Below are 22,671 nucleotides of genomic sequence, written 5' to 3' on the forward strand. Positions count from 1 at the left end.
ACCGTCACCCCCCGTTGCCTGAGCCTGTCGAATGTGCCCTGAACCTGTCGAGTGTTCCCTGAGCCTGTCGAAGGGCGACGACCTCGTCCGCGATCGTGCGCGCCGAGCGGCGGTGCGAGACGAGCAGGATCGTGGCGCCAGCATCCGCCCGCGTGCGCAGCGTGCTCCACAGGCGGGATTCGGTGTCGGGGTCCAACGCGCTGGACGGCTCATCGAGAACGAGCACGCGTTGCGGGGCGGCGGCGTGCCGGTAGAGCGCGCGGGCGACGGCGACCCGCTGTGCCTGCCCGCCAGACAGTCCGCTGCCCTGCACGCCGAGCTCCTGCTCCGGGTCGAGGTCGTCGGCGCACGCGGCATCCAGCGCCTGACGGATCGCGGTGGCACCGGGTTCAGCGCCGAGCGACACGTTCGCGGCGATCGTGCCGCGGATGAGCCCTGGTGACTGCCCCGCCCAGGCGAGCCAGTCGAGATCGAGTGCGCGCAGATCAGCGCCGCCGAGAGTCGCGGTGCCCTCGAACGGCACCGCGCCGCGGAGGGCAGCAATCAGGCTCGACTTGCCCGAGCCGCTCGGCCCCTCGATCAGAGTGATCGTGCCTGGTTTCGCGGTGAACGAGACCGGTGGGAGGTCGCGGACACGGAGCCCGTCGACGCGCAACTCCTGGAGAATTTGCGCGGTGGGGCCGGGTGAACCGGTCGGCGAACCGCCCGCCGCATCCCCTGCGCCGGATGCCTCGTCCAGCACGGTGAACACGTCTTCGGTCGCCGCGACCCCTTCGGATGCCGCATGGAACTGCACTCCGACCTGCCTGATCGGCAGGAACGCCTCCGGCGCGAGCAGCAGCACGAACAGTCCGACCTCGAGCGACAGATCACCCGCGAGCAGCCGGAATCCCACCGCCACCGCAATCAGCGCGACCGCGAGCGACGACAGCAGCTCCATCGCGAAGCCGGACAGGAACGAGAACCGCAGCACCTTCATGGTCTCGCGGCGGTACTGCTCGGCCGTCACTTCGATCTGCGATGCCGCGCGCCAGTCCCGCCCGAACAGCCGCAGCGTCGCGAGGCCCTGCACAGTGTCGGCGAACCTCGCGGCGAGGTGCTGCAGTGTCTGCCACTGCGTGCGCTGCACCGTGCGCGTGGCGACGCCGATCAGGATCATGAAGATCGGAATGAGCGGCAGCGTGATCACGGCGATCAGCCCGCTCGGCCAGTCCTGCCACCACATCACCGCAACGATCACGGGCGTTGCGATGACGGTCAGCACGAGCTGCGGCAGATACTTCGCGAAATACTGATCCAGTGCCTCGAGCCCGTGCCCTGCGGTGACGGCGAGCGATGCTTGGTTGCGCTGCGCGAGCCACCCGGGCCCCAGCCGCCCGATCGCGCTGATCAGCGCCCGACGCAGCTGCGCGCCGGTCGCCGCGGCCGCGCGCATGCCGGCATAGTCGGATGCCGCGATCAGCGCGCCGCGCAGCAGCGCGAGCCCCAGCATCCACACGATGGACGACAGCACCGAGTGTCCGGCGATCGCGCCGGTCACCGCATCGGTGAGGAACCAGGCGAACGCGATCACGACCGCCGTCTGCGCGACACCGATCACCGCGGCGAGAACGAAGAATCCTCGCGCGGCGCCGGCGTACTTCAGAAGACGCGGGTCTACGGGCTTCACGCGTGAACCGGAGCTCCTTCGATCGAGGCGCGGGTGACCCGCTTGCGGAAGATCCAGTACGTCCACCCCTGGTACAGCAGCACGAGCGGCATGGCGACCAGCGCCGTCCACGTCATGATCTGCAGGGTGTACTCGGTGCTCGAGGCGTTCGCGATCGTCAGGCTGAAGGCCGGATCGATCGTCGACGGCAGCACGTTCGGGAAGAGCGCCGCGAACAGCGTCACCACCGCGAACATGGTCGTCGCCGCACCGAACGTGAACGCCCAGCCCTCACGACCGCGCAGATTCGCCACGATCGACAGCACCAGCGCGACCGCAGCGAGGGCTGCGAGCACTAGGACGAGGATCGAGAAGTGCGCGACGACCGTCCAGACCAGGAAGACGGCTGCGACCACGAGAGTCACCAGCCCCGCCTTGAACGCGAGCTTGCGTGCATCCGAACGCAACTGGCCATCAGTCTTGAGCGCCACGAACGTGACACCGTGCGTGAAGAACAGCAGCAGTGTGGTCAGTCCGCCCAGCAGCCCGTAGGGGTTGAGCAGATCGAACAGCGTGCCGACGTAGATGTGCTGCTCGTTCAGCGCCACCCCCTGGATGATGTTCGCGAACGCAACACCCCACAGGAATGCGGGCACCGCCGAACCGATCACGATCATCCGGTCGAAGCCGGCCTTCCACTTCTCGGACTTGCCCTGATGGCGGTACTCGAACGAGACACCGCGCATGATGAGCGTCAACAGGATGAGGAGCAGCGCGAGGTAGAAGCCGCTGAACAGCGAGGCGTACCACTCCGGGAACGAGGCGAACAGGCAGGCTCCGGCGACGATCAGCCAGGTCTCATTGAGGTCCCAGACCGGGCCGATCGTGTTGATGATCTGTCGGCGCGAGACGTCGTCCTTGCCGAGGAAGGGCAGCGACATGCCGACACCGAAGTCGAAACCGTCGAGCACGAAGTAGCCGACGAAGAAGAAGGCGATGATGCCGAACCACAGGGTAGCGAGATCCATGATGTCCGCCTCTCTCAGTAGACGACCGACGGCAGCTGGGCCGTCTCGTCTGCAGGTTTCTCGTCGGTGTCGGGCCCCTTCTGCGCGGCCTTCACGATGAGTCGGATTTCGACGACGGCGAGTGCCGCGTAGATCGCCGTGAACGCGATCAGCGATATGAGCACTTCGAGTCCGCTGGTGCCAGGCGAGACACCGTCCTGGGTCGACATGAGGCCGAACACGATCCAGGGTTGTCGCCCCATTTCGGTAAAGACCCATCCGACGATGTTGGCCAGTAGCGCGAGCGGGTACGACCAGATCGCGATCTTCCACATCCACTTCGCAACCGGCTTCTTCGCGCCCTTGCGGGTGACCCACAGACCGACCAGGGCAATGAAGGCGTGCAGCATGCCGAGGCCGATCATCCAGCGGAAGGACCAGTAGGTGATCCACAGGACGGGGGCGAAGTTGTCGATGCCGAGATCGGCATATGTCATCGCATATTCGGCGTTCAGGTCGTTGATACCGTGCACGCAGGCGTCGAACGTGTGCGTTGACAGGAATGAGAGCAGATACGGTACACGAATCGAGAACAGTTCGGACGAACCGTCCGGGGTTCCGAGCGTGAACAGGCTGAACGAGGCATCCGCCCCGCAGGCGGTATCGAATGTCGCCTCGGCCGCGGCCATCTTCATCGGCTGTGCGATGTACATCGCGAGTCCCAACTGGTCACCGGAGAGCACGACGCCGGCGGTCGAGATGAGCATGCCCCACAGACCGAACTTCAGCGAGACGCGCATCGTGTCGATGTGCTGTCCGCGGTAGAGGTGCCAGGCCGAAACCGAGATGATCACACCGGCGGCGAACATGAACGCACCGAAGATCGTGTGCGGGAACGCGGCGAGCGCGACAGGGTTCGTCAGTAGCGCCCAGAAGTCGACGAGCTCTGCACGGTTGGTGACCGGGTTGTACTCGTAGCCGACCGGGTTCTGCATGAAAGCGTTGGCCGCGATGATGAAGTAGGCCGAAAGAATGCTGCCGATGGAGACGCACCAGATGCTCATCAGGTGCAGCTTCTTGGGCAGCTTGTCCCAGCCGAAGATCCAGACGCCGATGAAGGTCGCCTCGAAGAAGAACGCGAGCAGCCCCTCGAACGCAAGCGGTGCACCGAAGACGTCACCGACGAAGCGCGAGTAGTCCGACCAGTTCATTCCGAACTGGAACTCCTGCACGATTCCGGTCACGACGCCCATGGCGAAGTTGATGAGGAAGATCTTGCCGAAGAACCGGGTCAGGTGCAGGTAGTGGATCTTCCCGGTGCGCACCCACGCGGTCTGGAACAGCGCTGCCGACAGCGCCATTCCGATCGTGAGGGGAACGAAAAGGTAGTGATACACGGTCGTGAGACCGAACTGCCATCTGGCGAGCGCCAGCGGATCGAGCCACTCCATCAAGTGGTCTCCCTTTCTCGAGCGACGTCAGGCCGCGATGTCGGTGAGCCGAAGTTGCACTGTGCACTCTGCAGGCAGCGCACTTTCGCGCACGGAGTCGGCGGCCAGCGGGCCTCCTGCCTCGGTCAGCACTCCCTGCATGAGTCCAAGATGCACCCGGCACAGCACCGGGCGATCCTCTGGCCGTGCCGCGGCGTGCGGGCACGGTGTGAGGTCTACAGTGAGCTGGGCGTCGTCGATGACGGGCTCGAAGCCGCTCTCTTCAAGATGTTCGATCAGCGCGTCGAGCTGATACGTGGCCCGAGGGCCGAGGTCGGATGCCGTCGCGGGCATTGCCCGCCGCATCAGGTCGCCTCGGCGGGCAGCCGCGTTGACCTTGTCTCGGGCAACCGCGCTGGAGGCTTCGGGCGTTCCCGTGACAGCACTGTAGAGGGTGCGCGGGCGCCCGCGAGTGGCGCGGTGCTCGATCGACGGGATGATGTAGCCGCCCTCGATCAGACGCTGCAGGTGCTCGCGGATCGTGTTCTGGTGCAGCCCGGTCGCTTCGCACAGTTCGCTGATCGACCGGGGGGATCGCGACTGGACGAGATGCAGGATCTGCACTCGTGAGAACGTCGAGATGGGGCCGCATGCGGGGCGAGCTGAAGCCATATCTCAAGTATGGCGAGTTCCTGATCAGACCAGGATTGTTCGGCCGTGAATAATCAGCTTTCGCGATAGAGATGTCGGATGCCGACGATAGCCTGGTCACATGTCCCCCGTCGTGCGTCTGGCCCGCATCTCCGAAAGCGCTCTCTCACTTGACGAGCACGTCGCCGCGGTCGACAGCACGAAGGCGGGTGCCGTCACGACGTTCGTGGGTCGCGTGCGCGACCACGATCCGGATGCCGCCGACGCCGTGGTCGCGCTCGAATACTCCTCCCATCCGGATGCCGAGTCCGCACTGCGCCGGATCGCCGAGGCCGCAGCCGAGGGAACCGAGGCCGTCGTCGCGGTCAGCCACCGCGTCGGCAGGCTCGAGGTGGGTGAGGCAGCCGTCGTCATCGCCGTGGCGTCTCCGCACCGGGATCAGGCGTTCACGGTCTGCCGTGAGGTGATCGAAGCGATCAAGCGCGAGCTGCCGGTCTGGAAGCGTCAGGTCGAGGCCGACGGCACCACCGAGTGGAAGGGCCTCGGCGGTTAGTCCTGCCGCCGCTCGCTCCAGGCGAGGGCCATCTCGACGACCTCTCCGACTGCCGCGCGGACCTGATCCGGTGAGCCACCGGCCCGCCCGGCGACGAGTCCGGCAGCGAATGCGCTGAAGGGAGCTGCCGGTCTTGCCACTCCGTTCGCGACGTCGCGCGCGAGGTCGAGGATCAGTGCGATCGGCAGGTCTTCCTCGCCGAGGCCGAAGCGCTCACGCAGCGCCTGCGCCCACTCGTCGAGAGCTTCGGGTGGCAGGGTGCGAGATGAATCGCTCACGGTTTCTCCTCCAGTTCGGCGCGGATGCGCGCGAGGTCTGCCGGCGTATCGATGTCGGCGGTGATTCCATCTTCGTCGCCGAGCCACGAGATCGCCAGGTCGCCGAGCAGTGCACGGCATGAGGCTCCGGCATATTCCGCCGTGAAGGCGGCGAGCGCGGCGCGCAAGGCGGCAGTGCGGTAGATGCCGGCCAGCCACTGCGGATGCCCGTCGGCGGTGAACACATGCGCATCGGCCCCGGATGCTGACGCGGCTGCCGCAACCAGCCGCGAGACGAGCAGCCCCACCCGGGGCAGATCGCCGGCGAGCAGCAGCATCCATTCCGGTTCGGGAGAGGCGTCATCTGGGAGAGCACCGTCCCCGGCGAGCGCTGCGGCGATGCCCGCGACCGGGCCTGCGAACGGCGGATCCTCGCGCACCCATCGCACCGGCATCGCGGCATCCAGCACAGGTCCCACAACCGTGATGGGCGCGCACCCCGCATCGGTCAGCGCGTCCATCGATCGTGCGAACAGCGTGCTCCCGCCAACCTCGAGAAGTGGTTTGATGCCGCCGCCTAAGCGGTGCGACCTACCGCCGACGAGCAGGATCGCCCCGATTCCCGAGACGCGTGAGGCGGTCACCGCAGCATGACCTCGATGAGGTCTCCGCGAACGACCTGCGTGACGTCGGCTGGCACGACCGCGTAGGCCTCAGCGACCCCGAGTCCTGCGCTGAGATGCGAGCCGGATCCGCCGCTGGTCGCCGGGCGCACGCCCGGGTGCATCGGGTCACTCCGATCGATCACGACCGGCAGGTACTGACGTCGATCTGGCGGTGTGCGCCAATCTGCTGCAGCGGGAAGGTGCAGCACCTGCCGATGGATGCTCCCTCGCCCCTGCATCTTCAGCAGCGCGGGCCGTACGAACACCTCGAACGAGACCGCGGCACTCACCGGGTTACCGGGGAGCCCGAACAGCAGCATCCCGTCGGTTGTCACCCCGAACCCCTGCGGCTTGCCGGGCTGCATCGCCACCTTGCTGAACTCCATCGCGCCGGCGAGGCTCTGCCGCACGACCTCATAAGCACCGGCGCTGACGCCACCGGTGAAGATGACGGCATCCGCCTCCCAGCGCGCGGCCTCGGCGACGACCTGCGCCGGGCCATCACCCGAGTCGTCGACCACCCGTCGCAGCACGACCTCGGCGCCCGCCTCTTCGACCAGGCCCGCGAGGAGGATGCCGTTCGACTCGGGGATCTGCCCGCGCGAGAGCGCACCAGAACCCACGACGAGCTCCGAGCCCGTCGAGACGATCACGACCCGGGGGCGAGGTGCGACCGCCACCTCTGAGATCCCGGTGGAGGCCAGCGCCGCCAGCTGCCATGCCTCCAGAAGTGTGCCGGCAGGCAGGACGACGTCGCCCTCGGCAACGTCTTCGGCCGCTCTGCGGATGTGCGCACCGAGCGCCTTCGGTGCGCGTGTGACGACTGTCTCGGAAAGAGAATCGGCGAGCCCGCCCACCGTGTCCTCGAAGGGCACGATCGCGTCGGCCGTGCTCGGCACCGGCGACCCGGTCATGATGCGCGCGGCCTCTCCCGGCGACAGCTGCGGATCGATTCCGCTGCCTGCGGGAATGTCAGCGACCACGCGCAACGAGACCGGGGTCGTCTCGCTCGCCTTGGCGACATCGGCGTACCGCACGGCGAACCCGTCCATCGCCGAGTTGTCGAACACCGGCACGGCACTGCGCGCCCGAGCATCCGCCCCGAGCGTGAGTCCGCGCGCGTCGCCGATCGGCACCGTGACCGGCGACAGCCGCCGGGTCACCGCCAGGATCTTCGCCAGGTGCTCCTCGACCGTTCGGAGAGTCACGGTCGCCGCAGGCGCGCGGGGTCCGGCGCCTCCACGGGGTCCCACCCGCGCTTCGGCTCGCGCGAACCGCGGTGATCGTCGCGCGAGCGGTAGACGATGTAGGGCCGGAAGAGATACCCGACCGGCGCCGAGAACACGTGCACGAGACGAGTGAACGGCCACAGCGCAAACAGCACGCATGCGGTGATGATGTGCAGCTGGAACAGCAGCGGCACCTCGAGCATGAGTTCAGGACGCGGGCGGAAGATCATCATCTCCCGGATCCACGGTGAGATCGTCTCGCGGTAGTGGAACCCGGGCCCGAACACCTGGTAGACCACGGTGGCCGCGGTGCCGAAGAGCAGCGTGGCGCCGAGGAAGACGAACATGACCTTGTCCATCACCGTGGTCGCCAGGAACACCGCGGGCACGGTACGACGACGGAAGATGAGGATCGCAAGCCCGGCGAGCGTCAGCACTGCGGCGAAGGTGCCGAGCACCGTCGCGCCGATGTGGTAGATCTCCTCGTTGATACCGATGAAGTACAGCCACTCCCGCGGAATCAGCAGCCCCACGACGTGGCCGGCGATGACCATGAGGATGCCGAGGTGGAACATCGGTGAGCCCCAGCGCAGCAGGCGGTTCTCATACGTCTGCGACGACCTCGTCGTCCAGCCGAACTTGTCGTAGCGGTAGCGCCAGATGTGGCCCACGATGAACACGGCCGCACACAGGTACGGCAGCACCACCCAGAGCAGAATCTCCACGATGCTCATGACGGCTCCCCCGTTCGGAAGGTGGGCATGGGAAGGCTGAGCCCGACGGTCTCGGTCGGGGGCCCCTCATTGACGAGTGCGAGCACACGGTCGCGGGTAGCCTGGTCGACCTTCGGCAACGACAGCGTGATCGCTCGCACGATGTCCGACCACGGGCTGTCCATGTCTTCCAGCGCCGCGCGCAGCACTTCGATGCCCTCGCGGTGTGCGGACAGCAGTGCGTCGGCGACGTCGGACTGCGAGCGGGCCGAGAATTCCAGAACGGCCGGCAGGTAGTCCGGCAGTTCTGCCGCATCAAACTCCCACCCCGCCGCCCGGTACGCGTCGAGGAAAGTCACCAGGGCCGTGCCGCGGCGACGGGTGTCACCGGTCGCGTAATAGCTGAGGTACAGCGAGCATTTGCGCTTGAGATCGAAGGTCGTGACATAGGTCTTCTGCCACTGGGATGCTCCGGCCTCGCGCGCCCGGTGGATGAAGCGCTCCAGCGGCTGTGCGATGGGGCGAGGCAGAGATACCGCGTTCGCCTCGAACACATCCAGGCGGTCGTACCACGCAGCATCCGGGTAGTCGATCAGGAGTGATGCCAGCATGTGCACTGTGCTGCGCTGCGCAGAATCCAGAGCGACCGGCGCCAGCGCATCCGGCAGCTTTCTGCGCGGCGTGACGCGCGGAGGCAGGACCGTGCTCATGAACTCTCCTCGTCGTACGAGCGCTGCTCAGAGACATCCGACGGCGGGAAGAGCCCGGTCGGGCGTCCGTTGCCATCCCAGTTCAGCAGGTTCACCCGCCCGGATGTCGAGGGCTGGTCAGCCGTCTGGCGATCCGCGAGCATGGTGAAGTTCTCCACGGCGACCGGCACCGACTGACCGCTGGCTGCGCCGAAGGGCCCCCCTGCGCCGCCCATGCCAGGGCCTCCCTCGAAGTCCAGCGAGCACGCCATCTCTTCGAGATCATGCGCCTGCTCGTAGTGCGCCGGGGGGATCACATAGCGCTCCTCGTACTTCGCGATCGCGAGCAGCCGGTACATCTCTTCGATCTCGCGGCCGGTCATCCCGACCGCCTCGGCGATGCTCTCGTCGCGGTGATCGTCGATGCTCACCCCGCGCATGTACGAGCGCATCGCGGCGAGCTTGCGCAGCGAGGAATCCACCGGAGCGATGTCGCCGGCAGTGAACAGCTCAGCGAGGTAGCTGATCGGAATGCGCAGCTTGTCGATCGCCGCGAACAGCGTCCGGGCGTCCTCACCGTCGGCGCCGGAATTGCTGACGACGTCGACGACGGGCGAGAGCGGCGGGATGTACCAGACCATCGGCATGGTGCGGTATTCCGGGTGCAGGGGCAGCGCGACCTTGTAGTCGTGGATCAGGCGCCAGACCGGGCTGCGCTGAGCTGCTTCGATCCAGTCCTCGGGGATGCCGCCCTCCCTGGCCGCTTCGATGACGGCGGGGTCGTGCGGGTCGAGCAGAACCGAGCGCTGCGCGTCGAGCAGCTCGTGCTCGTCCTCGACGGCGGCGGCCTCAGCGACGCGGTCCGCGTCGTAGAGCACGAGTCCGAGGTAGCGCAGGCGTCCGACGCATGTCTCGGAGCACACGGTGGGAAGTCCCACCTCGATGCGCGGATAGCACATCGTGCACTTCTCGGCCTTGCCGGTCTTGTGGTTGAAGTACACCTTCTTGTAGGGGCATCCCGATACGCACATGCGCCATCCGCGGCAGGCATCCTGATCGACGAGAACGATGCCGTCCTCCGCGCGCTTGTACATCGCCCCGGACGGGCAGGATGCCACGCACGAGGGGTTCAGGCAGTGCTCGCAGATGCGCGGCAGGTAGAACATGAAGGCCTGCTCGAACTCGGCCTTGACCTCTTCACTCATCTTCTGCAGGATCGGGTCCTGCTGCATCGTCTCGATCGAGCCGCCAAGATCGTCATCCCAGTTCGCCGACCACGACACCTTCATGTCTTTGCCGGTGATGAGGCTCTTCGGGCGGGCCACCGGGGTGTGGTCGCCGCTCGGAGCATTCACGAGCATGTCGTAGTCGTAGGTCCACGGCTCGTAGTAGTCGTCGATCTCGGGCAGCTTCGGGTTCGAGAAGATGCGTGCGAGCTTCGCGAGGCGCCCGCCGCTGCGAAGCTTCAGCCGTCCGCGCTTGTTGCGCACCCAGCCGCCGCCCCACTTCTCCTGGTCTTCGTACCCGCGCGGGTACCCGACTCCCGGTCGGGTCTCGACGTTGTTGAACCACACGTATTCGACACCGGTGCGGTTCGTCCAGGCCTGCTTGCACGTGACCGAACAGGTGTGGCATCCGATGCACTTGTCGAGGTTCATCACCATCGACATCTGAGCCATGACCTTCATCGGTACTGCACCTCCTGGTTGCGGCGACGAATCGTGGTGACCTCGTCGCGCTGGTTCCCGGTGGGCCCGAGATAGTTGAACGCCCACGCGAGCTGCGCATAGCCGCCGATGAGGTGGCTGGGCTTGAGCAGAATGCGGGTGAGCGAGTTGTGGATGCCGCCGCGCAGACCGCTGGTCTCCGAGATGGGCACATCCACGGTGCGGTCCTTCGCGTGGTACATGTACACCGTGCCCGCAGGCATCCGGTGCGACACGTTCGCGCGAGCGACGACGACGCCGTTGCGGTTGTACGACTCGATCCAGTCGTTGTCGCGCACGCCGATCTTCTCGGCATCCAGCGGACTCATCCAGATCGTGGGGCCGCCGCGCGAGAGCGAGAGCATGAACAGGTTGTCCTGGTACTCGGAGTGGATCGACCACTTCGAGTGCGGAGTCAGGTAGCGCACGTTGACCTCGGCGGCCGAGTTGGTGCCGGGCACCACGTCACCGAACAGCCGGTGCATGTCCAGCGGCGGCCGGTAGATCGGCAGCGTCTCGCCGAGCTCATCCATCCAGTCGTGGTCGAGATAGAAGTGCTGGCGGCCCGTGAGGGTATGCCAGGGTTTCAACTGCTCGACGTTGATCGCGAAGGCCGTGTATCGACGCCCGCCATGCTCGGAACCCGACCATTCCGGCGAGGTGATCACGCTGCGCGGCTGCACCGAGACGTCTTGGAACGACAGGTGCATACCCTCGTGCTCTTCGGCGAGGAACGCCATCTTCTGCCCGGTGTGCTTCTCGAGCGCCTTGAACCCCTGTACCGCGAGGCGGCCGTTGCTCGTGCCCGAGAACGCGAGGATCATCTCGCATGCGCGCTGATCGGTGTCCAGCCGCACCGAACCCGCATAGGGACCGGCGGCGACCGTGCCATTGAGTCGACTGAGCAGATCGATCTCGGGCTCGGGGTGGTAGGTGATGCCCTTAGTGGTCATCCCGAGCTTCGCAGTCAGCGGTCCGAGCGATTTCCACTTCTCGGCGAGATTCGGATAGTCGCGCTCGACGACGGCGAGCTTCGGCATCGTCACTCCTGGCACGCGCGGCAGATCCTGCACGCGCCCGTGCGGGGTCGCCATGACATCGGGGGTGTCGTGCTGGAGGGGGGTTGCGACCAGATCGCGACGGACGCCGAGGTGCGTGCGCGCCATCTCGCTGAACTTCTCCGCGAGAATACGGAATGTATCGAAGTCGGTCTTCGTCTGCCACGGCGGGGTGATCGCCGGGTTGAAGGCATGGATGAACGGATGCATATCCGTCGACGACAGGTCGTACTTCTCGTACCAGGTCGCCGCCGGCAGCACGATGTCGCTGAAGAGCGTCGTGCTCGTCATGCGGAAGTCCGCCGTCATCAGCAGATCGAGCTTGCCCTCTGGCGCCTTCTCGCGCCAGGTCATCGTCGACGGACGCGAGCCCTCCGGCGCCTCGGAGGCGCGCACCGCCGCATCCGTTCCGAGCAGGTGCTTGAGGAAGTACTCGTTGCCCTTGCCCGATGAGCCCAGCACGTTCGCACGCCAGATGTTCATGACGCGCGGGAAGTTCTCCGGAGCATCCGGATCCTCCACCGCGAAGCGCAGCGAGCCGTCATCGAGGCTGTCAACCACGTGCTGCGCCGGGTCCTTGCCGAGCGCATCGGCCTCGTCGACGAGAGTGAGCGGGTTACGGTCGAACGTCGGGTAGCTCGGCATCCAGCCGCGCTGCACGGATTCGACCAGACAGTCGGCGGTCGTGCGCCCCTCGAAGGTGCCCTTGCCCAGCGGCGATGCCAGCTGGTCAGCGGGCAGTCCGTCGTAGCGCCACTGGTCGGTGGCGAGGTAGAAGAACGCGGTGCCGATCGTATAGCGCGGCGGGCGCACCCAGTCGGATGCTCCGGCGTACTGCTGGTACCCGGTGATGGGGCGGACCTTCTCCTGGCCCACGTAGTGCGCCCATCCGCCGCCGTTCACGCCCTGGCATCCGGTCATGGTCGTCAGCGCCAGGAAGGTGCGGTAGATCGTGTCGGAGTGGAACCAGTGGTTGGTTCCCGCGCCCATCAGGATCATCGATCGTCCGCCCGACCGTTCGGCGTTGTCGGCGAACTCACGCGCGATGCGCTCGGCCTGCGGGGCAGGCACCGAGGTGTGCTCCTCCTGCCAGGCGGGTGTTCCGGGGCTCGACGCGTCGTCATAGCCGGTCGGCCACTGGCCGGGGAGCCCGTCACGGCCCACGCCGTACTGCGCGAGCATGAGGTCGAACACGGTGGTGACGGTCTTGCCGGCGATCGTGCGCACCGGCACGCCGCGGGTGATGCTGCCAGAGCCGCCGGCGTGCTCCTGGCCGGGCTCTGGGTCGAGGTCGAATCTCGGCAGGCGCACTTCGGCGGCTTCGCCGTTCCACGTGGGCAGGTCTGCGACCGACAGCGGAGGGACGACCCCGTGGAGGTCGAGGTTCCAGCGCCCCTCGTCCTCTGGCGAGAAGCGGTGGCCGAGCGAGCCGTTGGGAACGACCGGGTTGCCGTGCTCGTCCATGAGGACCGGCTTGAAATCGGCCCTGGACTGGCGGGCGTCTGCACCATCGAGGTCGGATGCGGTGACGAACTTACCGGGAACCAGGCCGTCGCCGCGCTGCTCGAGCTCGACGAGGAAGGGGCTGTCGGTGTACTGGCGCATGTACGACTCGAAGCGCTCCGTGCGCTTTTCGACGTAGTGCTCGCGCAGGATGACGTGACCCATCGCGAGCGCGAGTGCAGCATCGGTGCCGGGGTGCGGGGCGACCCACTCGTCGGCGAACTTCGTGTTGTCGGTGTAGTCGGGCGAGACGGTGATGACCTTCTGGCCGCGATAGCGCGCCTCGGTCATGAAGTGCGCGTCCGGCGTGCGCGTGACCGGCACGTTCGAACCCCACATGATCAGGTATCCGGCGTTCCACCAGTCCGCCGACTCGGGCACATCGGTCTGGTCGCCGAACACTTGGGGACTTGCGACGGGCAGGTCGGCGTACCAGTCGTAGAACGACAGCATCGTGCCGCCGATGAGGTTCATGAAACGCGAACCGGCACCGTGCGAGACCATCGACATCGCCGGGATCGGCGAGAAGCCCGCGATCCGGTCGGGGCCGTACTGCTTCACCGTGTAGACGTGGGCTGCCGCGGCGATCTCCATGACCTCGTCCCACGTCGTGCGGATGAGTCCGCCCTTGCCGCGGACGCGCTTGTACGACGTCGCCTTCTCGGGATCCTCGACGATCGAGGCCCAGGCATCGACGGGGTCAGGATGCTGCGCCTTCGCCGAGCGGTACAGCTGCGCGAGCGTGTCGCGGATGTACGGGTAGCGCACCCGAGTCGGCGAGTAGGTGTACCAGCTGAAGGCCGCGCCTCGGGGGCAGCCGCGCGGCTCGTACTCCGGGGAGTCAGGTCCCACCGAGGGGTAGTCGGTCTGCTGTGACTCCCACGTGATGATGCCGTCCTTGACGTACACCTTCCACGAGCACGAACCCGTGCAGTTCACACCGTGCGTGGAGCGCACGACCTTGTCGTGCGACCAGCGGTCACGGTAGAACGAATCACCCGCACGCCCGCCCTGCAGGAAGACCGCCCGCAGATCCTCGGACGTCTTACCTGGGCGAAGGAAGCGCCCCATGTTCACCAGTGCGTCTGCGAGCGGCCCATCTGTTGCGGGTGTGCTCTGTGAGCGGGTGCTGAGGCTCATTGTTGCTCCCTTCCGGAGATACATGCCTGTTACCTCAGCATCCTGCCGTGACGCCCGTCGCGGAACAAGGGGGAGCCGTTTTTATTCACGGCCGCGCATCTTTTTCCCGGCGCCGTCTCTGGTCACCCGCCGCGCGACAGGATACTGTCGCCGGTATCGACCAGTGTCACCGGTATCGAAGGGATGCCAGATGAGCGCTCAGACCACCGCCTCCGCCAGGCCGACCACAGAGCTCAGAGGTGGACTCGCCCAAGTGCTGCTGGCCACTCTCGCCTCGACCGCGGGTTTCTGGGCCTGGATGGCGATCGCGCCGCTGCAGAAGACCTACGCCACCCAGATGGGGCTCGATGAGGGCCAGATCTCGCTGATGCTCGCCACGCCAGTGCTCGTCGGGGCGCTCGGCCGCATCCTCGTGGGTGCGATGACGGATCGATTCGGCGGACGCAAGATGTTCACCGCCGTGCTGCTGATCTCGGTGCCGGCTGTGCTGCTGGTGGCGCTTTCGGGCATGATCAACAGCTTTCCGCTGCTGCTGATCTCCGGGTTCTATCTGGGGGTCGCCGGCACGATCTTCGCGGTCGGCGTTCCCTTCGCGAGCGCCTGGTATCCGCCGGCACATCGGGGTCTTGCTAACGGCATCTTCGGCATGGGCATGATCGGCACGGCCGTGTCGGCCTTTATGACGCCTCGACTGGCTGATGGCATCGGATACCTCCCCACGCATCTGCTGATCGCCGGACTTCTTGTGGTCATGGCGCTGGTGAGCTGGTTCTTCCTGCGCGACTCGCCGGTGTGGAAGCCGAACCGCGAGAAGCTGATCCCGAAAGTGCTCGACACGCTGAAGCTGCCGGTGACGTGGGAGATGGCGTTCCTGTACGGCATCGTGTTCGGCGGTTTCGTGGCGTTCTCCACGTTCCTGCCGAAGTACCTCACCACGATCTACCCTGGCGACGTTGACGCGGTCGGGGCCGGCACGCGCACCGCACTGTTCGCGATCGCCGCGGTCGTCGCGCGGCCGATCGGTGGTGTGCTCGCCGACCGGTTCGGGCCGAAGATCATCGCCCTGATCTCGCTGGGCGGCATCGTCTCGCTCGCGTATGTGGTCGGGCAGCAGCCGCCGGAGGGCATCGTCACCGGGGTGACCTTCATCCTGATGGCCGCAGCGATGGGTCTCGGCATGGGTGCGGTCTTCGCCTGGATCGGCCCGTCGACACCGCCGGAGAAGGTGGGCGCCGTCAGCGGTGTGGTCGCCGCGGCTGGCGGCCTCGGCGGCTTCTTCCCGCCGCTGGTGATGGGTGCGACCTATCACGCCGACACCAACTCGTACCAGCTGGGCCTGTGGCTGCTGGTGCTCGTCGGAGCCTTCGCGCTGGTCGTCGCGGGGATGCTCCGCGACGTCGGCAGGAAGAAGTGATCAGCTGAGCACGATCGGCACGCGCGCCCATCCGCCGATGGGCGGTTCGTGACGGGTCGCCGGATCGGACGCCAGAGCGATCTTCGAGGTGCCCCGCAGCAGCGCACCGATGACGGCGCGCAGCTCGGCGTACGACAGGTCTCGCCCCGGACACACGTGCGGGCCGATGCCGAAGACGATGTTGTGCGGACCGTTCTCGTGCGGGTCGAAGCGATCGGTGAAGACTCCTGGGTCTCTGTTGGCCGCCACCCAGTCCAGCAGCACCGGCTCCCCCTCGTCGATGGCCATGCCGGAGGGCATGGTCACCGGGCAGGTCGTGACGCGCTTGTTCGCGACGAAGGGGTCATCGAGGCGCAGACATTCGCCGAGGATCGCGTCGAACTCGGCGCGCTGCGGAGCCGCGGCGTCTGAGATCTCGGCGGCGAGCGTGCGCATGCGATGCTGCCATCTGGGCCGCTGGGCGAGGCGATGCACGACGACGCCGATACAGCGCGCGAGGGATCCCAGGTCTCCCGCGGTCCAGTTGCGCAGGATGGATACGAGCTCGTCCTGGGTGAGCGCACGGCCATCGACCTGCTCCTCGAGGAGTCGGTCTGTGGCATCGTCCGATGTCTCACCGGCATCGCGTGCCGCGCGGTGCGCGTCGATCTGCCGGGTGACGATCTCATCGAATTCCGCGGCTACGGCGGCATTGCGCTCTGGGTCACGCTCACGCGCGGCGGCGTAGTTCTCTGCCATCCACTCGCGCAGCTGTGTCTCGAGCTCTTCCGGCCAGCCCAGCCAGCGGCACTGCGCGCGCACCGCGAACACCTCGCCGAGTTCGATCACCGCGTCGCAGGCTGCGCCGCGGTGCATCGCGTCGACGACCTCCGTAGCGGTGGCGTCGAGCATCGGCTGCATCGCGTCGACGATCGCGCGGGTCATCTGCCGATCGACGATGGCGCGGAACGCGCGGTGCTCTTCGCCGTCCATGCCGTTGGGCACGTGCAGGTGGCGGGATGTGCGGCTGGAGAAAGTCCCAGCATCCTGCGCTGCCGAGATCACGTCAGCGTGCGTGACGAGTCGTACCGGATCTGTCATGGGTCGCCCTTCGGAATGCGTGGTCCCAGGGTATCCGGGTGGATCTCGATGTCGGATGCCACAGTTAGCCTTGCAGCATGGCAACACGTCGTCCCGCTCCCCCCGCTTTCGTCTGCACCGAGTGCGGGTGGACGACCTCGAAGTGGGTCGGCCGCTGCGGTGAGTGCCAGCAGTGGGGCACGGTGCAGGAGCAAGCCGCGAAGACCGGCATCATCCGGCAGGTGAGCCCGCTCGCGCCGGGTGCCGATCGTGCGGCGCGACCGATCACGCAGATCTCCACCGCCGAGACGCCCCGGCGCTCGAGCGGCGTTGCCGAGTTCGATCGCGTTCTCGGCGGCGGCATCGTGCCGGGGGCTGCGATTCTGCTCAGCGGCGAGCCTGGTGTCGGTAAGTCGACCCTGCTGCTCGAGGTGGCCGCCCAAGCCGCGCGCGGTGGTCGGCGCGTGCTGTACGCGAGCGCCGAAGAGTCGCAGGCGCAGGTGCGGCTTCGGGCCGAGCGCACCGGGGCGCTGCACGACGAGCTGTATCTGGCGAGCGAGACTGATCTCGCCACGATCCTCGGGCACATCGATGAGGTAGGGCCCCAGCTCGTGATCGTCGACTCCGTGCAGACCGTGGCATCCTCGCTCTCCGACGGCGCGGCCGGCCAGCCGAGCCAGGTGCGCGAAGTGGCCGCCACCCTCATCCGGGTGGCGAAAGAGCGCAGCCTGCCGATCATCATCGTCGGGCACGTCACCAAAGACGGTCAGGTCGCCGGCCCCCGCATCCTCGAACATCTCGTCGATGTCGTCTGCCATTTCGAGGGCGACCGCCAGACCGCGCTGCGGTTCATCCGCGCGCTGAAGAACCGCTTCGGACCCACTGACGAGGTCGGATGCTTCGAGATGACCGGCGACGGAATCGCCGAAGTCCCCGACCCTTCAGGACTGTTCCTCGGGCACGGCTCGACCGAGCCGGGAACCTGCGTCGCGATCGCGATGGAGGGCCGACGCGCCATGCCTGTCGAGGTGCAGGCGCTCACGGTCGCCACGACCGCGCCGAATCCGCGGCGGGTGGTGTCTGGTCTTGATTCCGCGCGGGTGGCGATGGTGCTCGCTGTGCTCGAGCGACGCGCGGGCTACGAAACGGGAAAGCTCGATATCTACGTCTCTACGGTCGGCGGAGTGCGGTTCACCGAGCCTGCGGCAGATCTCGCCATCGCGATCGCTGTGGCGGCATCGATTCGTAACTTCTCGGTGCCGCGCACGATCGCTGCGGTCGGCGAACTGAGTCTGGCCGGCGAGGTGCGTGCAGTGACTCAGGCCGCGCAGCGTCGTTCAGAGGCTGCGCGTCTGGGCTATCAGCAGGTGATCGATGACCGCTCGGAACGGCTCAGCGCCGCGCTCGACGATGTGCGCTCCCGCAGCAGGTCGGTGCATCCTGCGAAGAAGCCTCAGCCGAAGATCGACGACGTTCCGCCGTTCTGATCGGTGACGTCCGGTGCGTGTGCTCAGGTCTGGCGCGCGCAGGCGCGTGCGTGCTCAGGTCTGGCGCGTGCTCAGGCGAGCGCCTTGAGCAGTTCATCGGGCGTTGCCTGCATCGGGTGTGGGCCCGCGATATCGAGGAACACCGTCGTGATGGTCTGCTGGTGCGTGGTGAGGAACTGCTTCAGCCAGTCCGGTGAGTAGATCCCCACGCCGGGAGGCAGATTCTCGGGCTTGTTCTTCGCGTCGCTGAACAGCAGCAGTGCGACATCGCCCGTGTTCGGGTCGCGGTAGGTCCAGACCTCGCCGCCGTCGAGCGGATTGTCACGGGCACCAGCGCGCAGGAGCGGCACAACGGTGTTCCCGTGGCGGAGTGCGAGCGCGACAGCCGCGACATCCTGCTTCTCCAGCGCGTGGGCGAGGGCCTCAGCACGGAACTCCTCGGGTGCCGGTTTGCTTCTGCCTGCGGACTTCGACTTCTTTCCTGCCATGGCTTCAAGCATAAGTGGGCGCTCACGGGCCAGGTCAGTACGCCGGCCAGGTCAGCCCGCGGGCGAGGTCAGTACAGAAGTATCTGTTTCGTGTCCAAGGAGTCGAACCCGCCGATCGAAACTCCCACGTGGTACGACGCGCCGCCCGACGGAGCATGGGCTCGGTTCTCGTCCGCACAGGTAGAGACGTCAGAACGCGTGCGGTCCCAGGTCACGGGTTCCGCGCTGGTCACGTTCTGTCCGGCTTCCAGGGTCACCACCATGCCGCTCGGGTTCTCCTGGCAGTCGGTGGAGCGCCACCACACGTCTTCGCCGCTGGTGACGGTGAACGCCTGGGTCGCCGAACCGACGTCGAGGGTGCAGGCGGATGCGCCCTCGTTCGTGAGCGAGATCGACAGTGCAGGAAGCGCGCCCGCCGGGTACGAGTCCGCGTCGGTGACAGCCTCGATTGTGAGGTCTGTTCCGCGGCACGGCGCCGCAACCGGATTCTCGCTCTGATCGGGAGCGGGGCTGCTGTCGGGCGCGGGGCTCTCCGGCGGCGCGGTCGTAGCGGAAGCGGTGGGCGTGGTGGAAGCCGTGCTCGTAGGAGCAGGTGTCGGCTGAGCTGCCCACGGCTGCGCGATGGCGAGCCAGATGCCCACGCCGATCGCCGCGATCACGAGGATCAGCGCCGTGAAGAACACCAGTCGTCGGCGTCGGTAGACCGCGGGGCTGACTGCATGCATCACAGGCTCTTCAGCATCCGGGTGTTGCCGAGCGTATTGGGTTTGACGTGTGCGAGATCAAGGAACTCCGCGACGCCCTCATCCGGGCTGCGCAGCAGCTGCGAGTACACGTCGGGGTCAACGACCTGCTCGCCGATCGGGGCGAAGCCGCGGCGAGTGAAGAACTCGGTCTCGAACGTGAGGCAGAACAGTCGCGAGAGCCCGAGCTCGAGTGCCCGCTGTTCGAGCATGGCGACGATCTCTTGCCCCACGCCGTGGCGCAGCCAGTCGTCGCGCACGATGAGCGTGCGGATCTCGCCGAGGTCCTCCCACATCACGTGCAGTGCACCGCATCCGATGAGTTGCCCGTCGCGCTCGGCGACCACGAACTCCTGCACGGCGCCGTAGAGGACGGCGAGGTCCTTGCCGAGCAGAATGCGTCGCTCCACCAGCGGCTCCAACAGATGGTGGATGCCGAGGATGTCGGCGCTGCGTGCCGGGCGGACGGTATAGCTCACCTCTCCACCCTAGAACCGGTCGTCGTGCTTTCCCTGGCACGCGCCCGAAAACGACGAAAGGCGGATGCCGAAGCATCCGCCTTTCGTTCGTGGGGACTACTCGCCCGAGGCCGCAGCGAGGTCGGGAGTCGCAGAGATCGCGCCGCCGGTGGTGTTGATTCCGACGGAGACCTTCTCGCCGCGCGGAGCGGTCTCGAAGAGGAACTTGCAGTCCTCGGCATCGACCTTCACGTGGTCGCCGGGGTTCAGCTCTCCGTGCAGGATCTTCTCGGACAGGTGATCTTCGATCTCACGCTGCATCGCACGACGCAGCGGGCGGGCGCCGAGCGCCGGGTCGAAGCCGATCTCGATGAGACGCTCCTTGGCCGCCTGCGACAGTTCGACGGTCATGTCGCGGTCGAGCAGACGCTCGGCGAGACGCTTCACGAACAGATCCACGATCTGCACGAGCTCGGTCTTCGACAGCTGCGGGAAGACGATGACGTCGTCGACGCGGTTGAGGAACTCGGGCTTGAAGTGGCGCTTGAGCTCTTCGTCGACCTTGCCCTTCATCCGCTCGTAGCTGGTCTGCGCGTTGCCCTCGATCTGGAAGCCGACCGGGCCACCAGCGATCGCGGACGAGCCGAGGTTGGTCGTCATGATGATGACCGTGTTCTTGAAGTCGACGACTCGACCCTGACCGTCGGTGAGGCGACCCTCTTCGAGGATCTGCAGCAGCGAGTTGAAGATGTCGGGGTGCGCCTTCTCGATCTCGTCGAAGAGCACAACGCTGAACGGCTTGCGGCGCACCTTCTCGGTGAGCTGGCCGCCCTCTTCGAATCCGACGAATCCGGGAGGGGCACCGAACAGACGTGAGACGGTGTGCTTCTCGCCGAACTCGCTCATGTCGAGCGAGATCAGTGCGTTCTCGTCGTCGAAGAGGAACTCGGCGAGAGCCTTGGCGAGTTCGGTCTTTCCGACACCGGTGGGGCCGGCGAAGATGAACGAGCCCGAGGGGCGCTTCGGGTCCTTGAGGCCTGCGCGCTGGCGACGGATCGTGCGGGAAAGGGCAGCGATCGCCTCTTCCTGGCCGACGACGCGCTGGTGCAGTGCCTTCTCCATGAAGACGAGTCGGCTGGACTCCTCTTCGGTGAGCTTGAACACCGGGATGCCGGTGGCCTGCGCGAGAACCTCGGCGATCAGACCCTCGTCGACCACTGCGGCGGTCGCGACGTCACCCGAGCGCCACTGCTTCTCGAGGCGCAGACGCTCAGCGAGGAGGCTCTTCTCCTCATCGCGGAGGGATGCGGCCTTCTCGAAGTCCTGCTCCTCGGAGGCTGCTTCCTTCTGCTCGCGAACGGCGGCGATCTTGTCGTCGAACTCGCGCAGCTCGGGAGGGCTGGAGAGGATGCTGAGACGCAGACGGGCCCCGGCCTCATCGATCAGGTCGATGGCCTTGTCCGGCAGGAAGCGGTCGGAGACGTAGCGGTCGGCGAGGTTCGCCGCCGCGACGATGGCGCCGTCCGTGATCTGCACCTTGTGGTGCGCTTCGTAGCGGTCGCGCAGTCCCTTGAGGATGTTGATCGCGTGCGGAAGGCTCGGCTCGTTGACCTGCACCGGCTGGAAGCGGCGCTCGAGAGCGGCATCCTTCTCGAAGTGCTTGCGGTACTCGTCGAGCGTGGTCGCACCGATCGTCTGCAGCTCACCTCGCGCGAGAAGGGGCTTGAGGATGCTGGCCGCGTCGATCGCGCCCTCGGCAGCGCCCGCACCGACGAGAGTGTGGATCTCGTCGATGAAGACGATGATGTCGCCGCGCGTGCGGATCTCCTTCGTGACCTTCTTCAGGCGCTCTTCGAAGTCACCGCGGTAGCGGGATCCGGCGATGAGCGAGCCGAGGTCGAGCGAGTAGAGCTGCTTGTCCTTGAGCGTCTCGGGCACTTCACCCTTGACGATCGCCTGGGCGAGGCCCTCGACGACGGCGGTCTTGCCGACGCCGGGCTCACCGATCAGAACGGGGTTGTTCTTGGAGCGGCGCGAGAGGATCTGCATGACCCGCTCGGCTTCCTTCTCGCGTCCGATGACCGGGTCGAGCTTGTTGTCGCGCGCGGCCTGGGTGAGGTTGCGGCCGAACTGGTCGAGGACCGCGGATCCGCCCTGGGCGGCCTGGGGTCCGTCGTTGGTCTGTGCGCCGACGGCGGCGGGCTCGCGGCCCGGTGCGCCCGAGAGCAACTGGATGACCTGCTGGCGGACCTTGTTGAGGTCGGCGCCGAGCTTGACGAGCACCTGGGCTGCAACACCCTCGCCCTCACGAATGAGGCCGAGCAGGATGTGCTCGGTGCCGATGTAGTTGTGGCCGAGCTGGAGCGCTTCGCGCAGGCTCAGCTCGAGAACCTTCTTGGCGCGCGGAGTGAAGGGGATGTGACCGGTGGGCTGCTGCTGGCCCTGGCCGATGATGTCCTGCACCTGCTCGCGCACGGCGTCGAGGGAGATGCCGAGACTCTCGAGGGCCTTGGCTGCGACGCCTTCGCCCTCGTGAATGAGGCCGAGCAGGATGTGCTCTGTGCCGATGTAGTTGTGGTTGAGCATCTTCGCCTCTTCTTGGGCGAGGACGACCACACGACGGGCTCGGTCGGTGAATCTCTCGAACATGCTGTGACTCCTTATCGCACGGGGCGAAGCGCTGACGCCGAATACGGTTCTCTGCGCCTGTACATCGAGAGTAACGACCTGTCGCGCCGGGCAAGGCCGTGTTCGCCGTCGGCATATAGCCTCC

At 66.6% G+C, this 22,671-nt stretch carries 19 protein-coding genes; 3 read left to right on the forward strand and 16 right to left on the reverse strand.

What is annotated here, in order from left to right:
* Window positions 1–4: 4 nt before the first annotated feature.
* Genes cydD through ACN0RC_RS03595 form a run of 4 tightly spaced genes read right to left on the reverse strand, consistent with a single transcriptional unit; the run spans window position 5 to window position 4,757 of the window.
* Window positions 5–1,669, reverse strand: coding sequence for a thiol reductant ABC exporter subunit CydD (cydD, locus tag ACN0RC_RS03580; protein WP_417508891.1), 1,665 nt, complete (start codon window positions 1,667–1,669; stop codon window positions 5–7).
* Window positions 1,666–2,676 (reverse strand): cytochrome d ubiquinol oxidase subunit II, encoded by a 1,011-nt coding sequence (gene cydB / locus ACN0RC_RS03585; protein WP_417508893.1) that lies wholly within the window; start codon window positions 2,674–2,676, stop codon window positions 1,666–1,668. Before cydB ends, cydD begins: the two co-directional genes overlap by 4 nt.
* A 14-nt stretch (window positions 2,677–2,690) precedes the next feature.
* Window positions 2,691–4,106, reverse strand: coding sequence for a cytochrome ubiquinol oxidase subunit I (locus tag ACN0RC_RS03590; protein ID WP_417509620.1), 1,416 nt, complete (start codon window positions 4,104–4,106; stop codon window positions 2,691–2,693).
* A gap of 27 nt (window positions 4,107–4,133) precedes the next feature.
* Window positions 4,134–4,757, reverse strand: coding sequence for a helix-turn-helix transcriptional regulator (locus ACN0RC_RS03595; protein WP_417508895.1), 624 nt, complete (start codon window positions 4,755–4,757; stop codon window positions 4,134–4,136).
* Between the two features lie 100 nt (window positions 4,758–4,857).
* Here ACN0RC_RS03595 and ACN0RC_RS03600 point away from each other — a divergent pair, with 100 nt between their 5' ends.
* A complete protein-coding gene (locus ACN0RC_RS03600) occupies window positions 4,858–5,289 on the forward strand; it encodes a molybdenum cofactor biosynthesis protein MoaE (RefSeq protein WP_417508897.1) in 432 nt (143 codons plus the stop codon).
* Here the strand turns inward: ACN0RC_RS03600 and ACN0RC_RS03605 are convergent.
* From ACN0RC_RS03605 to ACN0RC_RS03635, 7 genes are read right to left on the reverse strand one after another with little or no spacing between them, the layout of a single operon-like run.
* Complete coding sequence (locus tag ACN0RC_RS03605; protein WP_417508899.1) at window positions 5,286–5,567, reverse strand: DUF6457 domain-containing protein; 282 nt, start codon at window positions 5,565–5,567, stop codon at window positions 5,286–5,288. The two genes, ACN0RC_RS03600 and ACN0RC_RS03605, sit on opposite strands and share 4 nt — an antisense overlap.
* The gene (gene mobA, locus ACN0RC_RS03610) at window positions 5,564–6,190 is read right to left on the reverse strand and encodes a molybdenum cofactor guanylyltransferase (RefSeq protein WP_417508901.1); all 627 of its coding nucleotides are present in this window, start codon (window positions 6,188–6,190) and stop codon (window positions 5,564–5,566) included. Before mobA ends, ACN0RC_RS03605 begins: the two co-directional genes overlap by 4 nt.
* On the reverse strand, window positions 6,187–7,419 hold the full coding sequence (gene glp, locus ACN0RC_RS03615) for a gephyrin-like molybdotransferase Glp (RefSeq protein ID WP_417508903.1): 1,233 nt from the start codon (window positions 7,417–7,419) through the stop codon (window positions 6,187–6,189). The genes mobA and glp overlap by 4 nt, the downstream gene beginning before the upstream one ends.
* Window positions 7,416–8,174 carry a respiratory nitrate reductase subunit gamma gene (narI, locus tag ACN0RC_RS03620; protein ID WP_417508905.1) on the reverse strand — a complete coding sequence of 253 codons (759 nt, stop codon included), beginning with the start codon at window positions 8,172–8,174 and terminating at the stop codon, window positions 7,416–7,418. The genes glp and narI overlap by 4 nt, the downstream gene beginning before the upstream one ends.
* Window positions 8,171–8,863: a nitrate reductase molybdenum cofactor assembly chaperone gene (gene narJ, locus ACN0RC_RS03625; RefSeq protein WP_417508907.1), complete on the reverse strand. Its 693-nt coding sequence runs from the start codon at window positions 8,861–8,863 to the stop codon at window positions 8,171–8,173. The genes narI and narJ overlap by 4 nt, the downstream gene beginning before the upstream one ends.
* On the reverse strand, window positions 8,860–10,530 hold the full coding sequence (gene narH / locus ACN0RC_RS03630; protein WP_417508909.1) for a nitrate reductase subunit beta: 1,671 nt from the start codon (window positions 10,528–10,530) through the stop codon (window positions 8,860–8,862). Before narH ends, narJ begins: the two co-directional genes overlap by 4 nt.
* Window positions 10,527–14,249: a nitrate reductase subunit alpha gene (locus ACN0RC_RS03635; RefSeq protein WP_417508911.1), complete on the reverse strand. Its 3,723-nt coding sequence runs from the start codon at window positions 14,247–14,249 to the stop codon at window positions 10,527–10,529. The genes narH and ACN0RC_RS03635 overlap by 4 nt, the downstream gene beginning before the upstream one ends.
* A gap of 190 nt (window positions 14,250–14,439) precedes the next feature.
* On the opposite strand from ACN0RC_RS03635, the gene ACN0RC_RS03640 reads away from it, so the two are divergent.
* Window positions 14,440–15,663, forward strand: coding sequence for a nitrate/nitrite transporter (locus ACN0RC_RS03640; protein ID WP_417508913.1), 1,224 nt, complete (start codon window positions 14,440–14,442; stop codon window positions 15,661–15,663).
* On the opposite strand, the gene ACN0RC_RS03645 is transcribed toward ACN0RC_RS03640, so the two are convergent.
* On the reverse strand, window positions 15,664–16,743 hold the full coding sequence (locus ACN0RC_RS03645; RefSeq protein WP_417508915.1) for a cytochrome P450: 1,080 nt from the start codon (window positions 16,741–16,743) through the stop codon (window positions 15,664–15,666). It abuts the gene before it with no gap.
* Between the two features lie 77 nt (window positions 16,744–16,820).
* Between ACN0RC_RS03645 and radA the strand changes: the two genes are divergently transcribed.
* Window positions 16,821–18,209 (forward strand): DNA repair protein RadA, encoded by a 1,389-nt coding sequence (radA, locus tag ACN0RC_RS03650; RefSeq protein WP_417508917.1) that lies wholly within the window; start codon window positions 16,821–16,823, stop codon window positions 18,207–18,209.
* 71 nt (window positions 18,210–18,280) lie between these two features.
* Here the strand turns inward: radA and ACN0RC_RS03655 are convergent, their stop codons facing one another.
* The 4 genes from ACN0RC_RS03655 to ACN0RC_RS03670 all read right to left on the reverse strand — a co-directional run bounded on the left by ACN0RC_RS03655 (window position 18,281) and on the right by ACN0RC_RS03670 (window position 22,547).
* Window positions 18,281–18,697 carry a dehydrogenase gene (locus ACN0RC_RS03655; RefSeq protein WP_417508919.1) on the reverse strand — a complete coding sequence of 139 codons (417 nt, stop codon included), beginning with the start codon at window positions 18,695–18,697 and terminating at the stop codon, window positions 18,281–18,283.
* A 68-nt stretch (window positions 18,698–18,765) separates the two neighbouring features.
* Window positions 18,766–19,422, reverse strand: coding sequence for a hypothetical protein (locus ACN0RC_RS03660; protein ID WP_417508921.1), 657 nt, complete (start codon window positions 19,420–19,422; stop codon window positions 18,766–18,768).
* Window positions 19,422–19,919, reverse strand: coding sequence for an amino-acid N-acetyltransferase (locus ACN0RC_RS03665; RefSeq protein WP_417508923.1), 498 nt, complete (start codon window positions 19,917–19,919; stop codon window positions 19,422–19,424). The genes ACN0RC_RS03660 and ACN0RC_RS03665 overlap by 1 nt, the downstream gene beginning before the upstream one ends.
* A gap of 96 nt (window positions 19,920–20,015) precedes the next feature.
* Entirely contained in the window at window positions 20,016–22,547 is a 2,532-nt protein-coding gene (locus tag ACN0RC_RS03670) for an ATP-dependent Clp protease ATP-binding subunit (protein ID WP_417508925.1), read from the reverse strand.
* Window positions 22,548–22,671: the final 124 nt, after the last annotated feature.

Origin of the sequence: Microbacterium sp. (genome assembly GCF_048259935.1) — a bacterium.
In the GTDB taxonomy this organism is placed as follows: Bacteria; Actinomycetota; Actinomycetes; order Actinomycetales; family Microbacteriaceae; genus Microbacterium.